Here is a 4792-nt window from a genome sequence, read left to right as displayed (position 1 = left end):
TATTGAAGAAGCTATAAATACAGAAAAATCGCATAGACCAGAACTTCTCGCTAACGGAGATACCCATAGACAGTTGCTGGCCAGGAGTCGATATCTGCTATTTAAACCAAAGACCAAATGGACTGCAGGACAAATAGAAAGAGCAGAAATATTGTTTAAGCTTCATCCAACTATTGAAAAAGCCTATAAGTTAGCTCAAGCACTAAGTTATATATATGAAAACAATACGAATAAAGATGTAGCAAGACTAAAATTGGCTCAGTGGTATAACGAAGTAGAAAACTCAAATTTTAAGTCCTTCAATACCATTGCAAGGTCTATACAAATCCATTACAAACCAATTTTGAATTATTTTAACAACAGGAGCACCAATGCTTCCGCGGAATCTTTTAATGCAAAAATCAAAGAGTTCAGGTCGATGTTTACAGGCGTAAGAGATGTTAAGTTTTTCTTGTTTAGACTTACTAAATTATATGCCTAATTTATGTCACTCCCCAAAAATATTCCTTGATCCGGGAGTAGGGGAGGTGAAAGTTTAAACAAGTAGCGAAATTGGTAGTGCTAACTTTTGTTTTTTCTGCAAATCGTGTGAAAATAAAAAAACCAACATTTACAAAAGCTTTGTAAATGTTGGTTTTAGTAGTGACCTCGACTGGATTCAAACCAGTAACCTCTTGAGCCGGAATCAAGATATGGGCTATTTGTTAAGTACTTGTATTATATGTCTTTTATACTGTTTTAAGGGTGTTCAAGAGTTTTTGTATATGTTTGTTGATATCTATTATTGGTCTATTATTAAGTTTCGTGGGCAAATCGTGGGCAAATGATTATATTTGATAAAAATTTAAAATAATGAGTTTTAGGATTTCAATTGTATTAGATCGTAGAGGAAAAACAGGGAAAGAAGATGAAGCAAAAAAATGCCCAGTTAAATTAAGAGTGTTTAGTAAAGCTCTAAAAAAAGATAAACGTTATAATTTAGATATGAATTTAACTAAAGCTGAGTTTGATACTATTTGGATAAATGCAGATAATAAAGCATTAAGAAGTTCTAATAAAGAAACTCGTTTAAAATTACAAGCTATAGAAAATAGAGCAAATGAAGAAGCAAATGCAATGAGTGTTTTTGATTTTGCGAAATTTGAACTTAAACTATTTAGGAAAGCCTCAGATAAAAATAATGTTTATTATCATTTTCATTTAGCTATTGATAAAAATCTTGAAAATGATAAAATAAGTACTGCTGAAAGTTTTAGGTATACCCTAAACTCTCTGAAAAATTTTAGCGAAAAAATTAAAAAATGTCCTATAGAGAGGTTAACATTTCAAGCTATTGATGTTGACTGGTTGAAAGATTATGAAAAAGATATGATAGCTAATGGAAAAAGCTTTACAACCGTATCTATTTATACTAGAACTTTAAGAGTAATTTTCAACAATGCCATTGCCGTTAACGACTTAAATAATGAGCATTATCCATTTGGTAAAAATAAGTATAAAATTTTGAGAACTAAAAAAGTAAAGAAAGCTTTAAGTTCTTTAGAGTTAAAAACATTGTTTAAAGCCAAACCTGATAATAGTAATGAACAGAAAGCTAAAGATTTCTGGTTTTTTAGTTATGCGTGTAATGGAATGAATTTAAAAGATATTGCTCTACTTAAATATTCCGATATCAAAGGAGACCAATTTTCATATTATAGAGCCAAAACATTTGATAAGACTGCCGAAAAAACGGTAATAACAATTTATCTAACAGAATTTACTAATGGTGTGATTTCGAATTATGGAATTAAAGATAAAAGTGGATATGTATTTAATATTGTTGATAACAATGACGACAGCACAGTTCAGTATAAAAAAATTAAGAACTTTACACGTTACCTCAATGACCATATAAAACGAATAGCCAAAGCGAATGCATTACCTGAAGATATATCTACCTATTGGGCTCGCCACAGTTTTGCTACAAACTCTGTGCGTAAAGGTGCATCTATGGAGTTTATCAGTGAGGCTTTAAACCATAGTGACCTTAGTGTAACTAAAAGCTACTTTGCAGGCTTCGAAGATAAAACTAAAAAAGATTTTGCTAACTCAATAATGGATTTTTAAATTTAATAGAATGCTTAAAAAATTAGATAACACTCATAGTTTCTCAATGTCTGAATTTATTGAGGAGGCCAGTAAGCCTAGAAATGAAATTCAAATAATTAAAGAATACGAAAAATATATTTTGTTAATTAAAAAACATTTAACTAATGATAAATACTATGATGATTGGATAAAATACATCAATCAACAGATTCACTTATCACTGCCAGATGAAGTAAAAGATAATTGTAAGAAGTGTAAAGGTGATATTAAAATTGAGAATGAAAAAACTTGTGAAATATATTATATTCGAGCAGGAACTCCGCTTAGTACTTCTATTATGTTCTACGTAAGTTATATTGAAAATAACAGCCATTTATTTAAATCCAAAGAATTAATATTAGAATTAACATATAAGTTTTTTGAACATTTTAGATTTAATAATGGGGAATTATCCTTTGATGGCGAAGCATTTGATAATATTTTATTAAATCAGACTATACTTCTATTACGTGAGCTTTATTCCAAAATGAAAACCAAGGAAGCAATAAAAAAACTTAATGAAAGTCTTGAAGATTTAGAAACTCATAAGGTTATGGCTAAATTTACAGATAGAATTTTATTTGATTTTACAAATCCTCAAATAAAATTTTTTAAAAAACAGTTAAGGTATTATGAAAAGAAGTTGTTAACAGAATCATTATCTAATAATAATAATAATAATAAATTAATTAATGATGAAAGTTTTAATTATAATAAATATACTAATGTATTTCACAAATTGATGAGTATTCAGGAGGCGGTTGATCACTTTCAAATATTCACAATCAAAAACAGTAAAAATGGCAAGCCTTTTTTAACAGATAAGGAGTTCGATATCTTTATTAAAAAAGCGTTTTGCGGAATGACAGATTTACCAAAGCAAAGTTTTAATAAAACGGCTAAAGGAGAGAAGTTTATAATTCAACATAGGTTCAGAGAGTTTTACGATAATTATTGCGATTATTTTGGAACAGGTCAAGTTTCAGGTGTTTTTATTAAACTTTTGACTGATAATTTTAATGGTTGGGATTATAATAACGTAAAGAATAATTTTAATAAAAAGCCGAAAAGAACGATTAAACTACTATAGTTATTACTCTAACTACAATAGTTATTACCACAACTACAGAACTTCATAAACCCTCATAACAACCGACTATCCTTGTACTATTATTAATTTAAAATAGTATAAAAATGATAGCATTTGAACAAACGCAACAAGATGTTGCAGAGGTTAAAAGAGACCTTAAAGAATTAAAAGCCTTATTGCTAAATAGGGCAGAAACACAACCTCAAACGGACTTCCCAAAAACTATTGATGAAATAGTTGAGTTAACTGGTTATACCAAACCAACACTCTATGGTTACTGTCAAAAAAATCAAATTCCTTACCACAAAAAAAATGGACGATTATTCTTCTTTCAATCCGAAATAATAGATTGGATAAAACTAGGGAAGCAAAAAACCATTATAGAAGTTGCAGCAGATGCTGATGCTTTTTTGTCTAACAAGAGCAAAAGACTTAGATAATGGTATATAAAGAAACACTAAGTACAACGTATGTAGCGACTCATAAACCTGATGGTTTAGCAGATCTAGAAGAACTCTATAAAGACTTGTCAACGACGAGTATTAACGATAATTCTCCATTTTCATTACAAACAAAAAATCACTTATTAATGAAAGTAGAAATGATTATTAAAAAACTTCAATACAAACCGAGATTACCACTTTATCAAATAGAAAAAGAGATAACAGAAATTTGTAAAAGAGACAAATCTACTCATGGCGTAGTCATTAAGGTTTTATTTTTCTCAAAATTTGGAGTTATCGATGATTCTCGATTGTCTCACTTAAAAGTAAATGTATAGTTATGGAAGATAAATATTTACGAATAGGTACAACGTATTACAAACACGTAAAGATGCCATTAAACAGTACTGATACTATTAAAATGTTAGTGCCATGGTCCAAGAATGAAATAGCGACAGATTACGATAAAGAATTTGTGAAAAATATAGATAAGTATGACGGTTTTTGTTTGATACCCTCACACACAAACTACCAATTTGTTATCAATGGGTTTTATAATAAATATGAGAATTTAGAACATCAAATGACTGAAGGTAGTTTTACAGAAACCGAAAAGTTTCTAAAACATATTTTCGGCGAACAATATGAAATGGGCTTAGATTATATTAGTATTCTATGGCAGAATCCAACGCAGGTATTACCTATTTTGTGTCTTGTAAGTAATGAGCGTAATACAGGTAAAACTACTTTTATTAATTGGATGAAGCTTATATTTCAAAACAATATGACCATTAATAATAATGAGGATTTTAGAAGTAGGTTTAATTCTGACTGGGCTTCAAAATTAATTATTGCAGTTGATGAAGTGCTACTAGACAAAAGAGAGGATAGTGGATGTGCTAATTTAGCGGACAGTACAAGTTAAGCATAAAGTCTTACATTTAACTTATGACACAAGAGCGAAAGAAATATGATCCAGCTTTTAAACGACAAGCTGTAGAATTAAGTAAGGACAGAAAGAACCTGTCAGAACTAGCAAGAGAACTAGGTATCAAGGTTACTCTTTTATACAAGTGGCGTAAAGAATTTGAAGCTTTTGAATCGGGAAGTTTCCCAGGCAATGGTAATT

7 protein-coding genes are annotated in these 4792 nt (G+C 29.6%); all 7 read left to right on the top strand.

Annotated elements, in window-relative coordinates; all coding sequences use genetic code 11:
• Window positions 1–481, top strand: a 481-nt coding sequence (locus tag ES677_RS14830) for a transposase (RefSeq protein ID WP_246124586.1), incomplete at its 5' end; no start/stop codon positions are given.
• Between the two features lie 371 nt (window positions 482–852).
• The gene (locus ES677_RS14825; RefSeq protein ID WP_148381668.1) at window positions 853–2109 is read left to right on the top strand and encodes a tyrosine-type recombinase/integrase; all 1257 of its coding nucleotides are present in this window, start codon (window positions 853–855) and stop codon (window positions 2107–2109) included.
• Window positions 2110–2119: 10 nt separating this feature from the next.
• Window positions 2120–3220: a hypothetical protein gene (locus tag ES677_RS14820; protein ID WP_148381667.1), complete on the top strand. Its 1101-nt coding sequence runs from the start codon at window positions 2120–2122 to the stop codon at window positions 3218–3220.
• A 104-nt stretch (window positions 3221–3324) separates the two neighbouring features.
• Window positions 3325–3660, top strand: a complete 336-nt coding sequence (locus ES677_RS14815) for a helix-turn-helix domain-containing protein (RefSeq protein WP_148381666.1) — start codon at window positions 3325–3327, stop codon at window positions 3658–3660.
• The gene (locus ES677_RS14810) at window positions 3660–4001 is read left to right on the top strand and encodes a hypothetical protein (protein ID WP_148381665.1); all 342 of its coding nucleotides are present in this window, start codon (window positions 3660–3662) and stop codon (window positions 3999–4001) included. Before ES677_RS14815 ends, ES677_RS14810 begins: the two co-directional genes overlap by 1 nt.
• Window positions 4002–4003: 2 nt before the next feature.
• Window positions 4004–4588, top strand: coding sequence for a primase-helicase family protein (locus ES677_RS14805; protein WP_211357896.1), 585 nt, complete (start codon window positions 4004–4006; stop codon window positions 4586–4588).
• 23 nt (window positions 4589–4611) lie between these two features.
• Window positions 4612–4792: transposase (locus tag ES677_RS14800; protein WP_148380285.1), on the top strand; the 181-nt coding region annotated here is incomplete at its 3' end.

The sequence above is a fragment of the Bizionia gelidisalsuginis genome (assembly GCF_008086185.1).
Classification (GTDB): Bacteria; Bacteroidota; Bacteroidia; order Flavobacteriales; family Flavobacteriaceae; genus Bizionia; species Bizionia saleffrena.
This window is presented reverse-complemented; position numbering and strand designations above follow the sequence as displayed.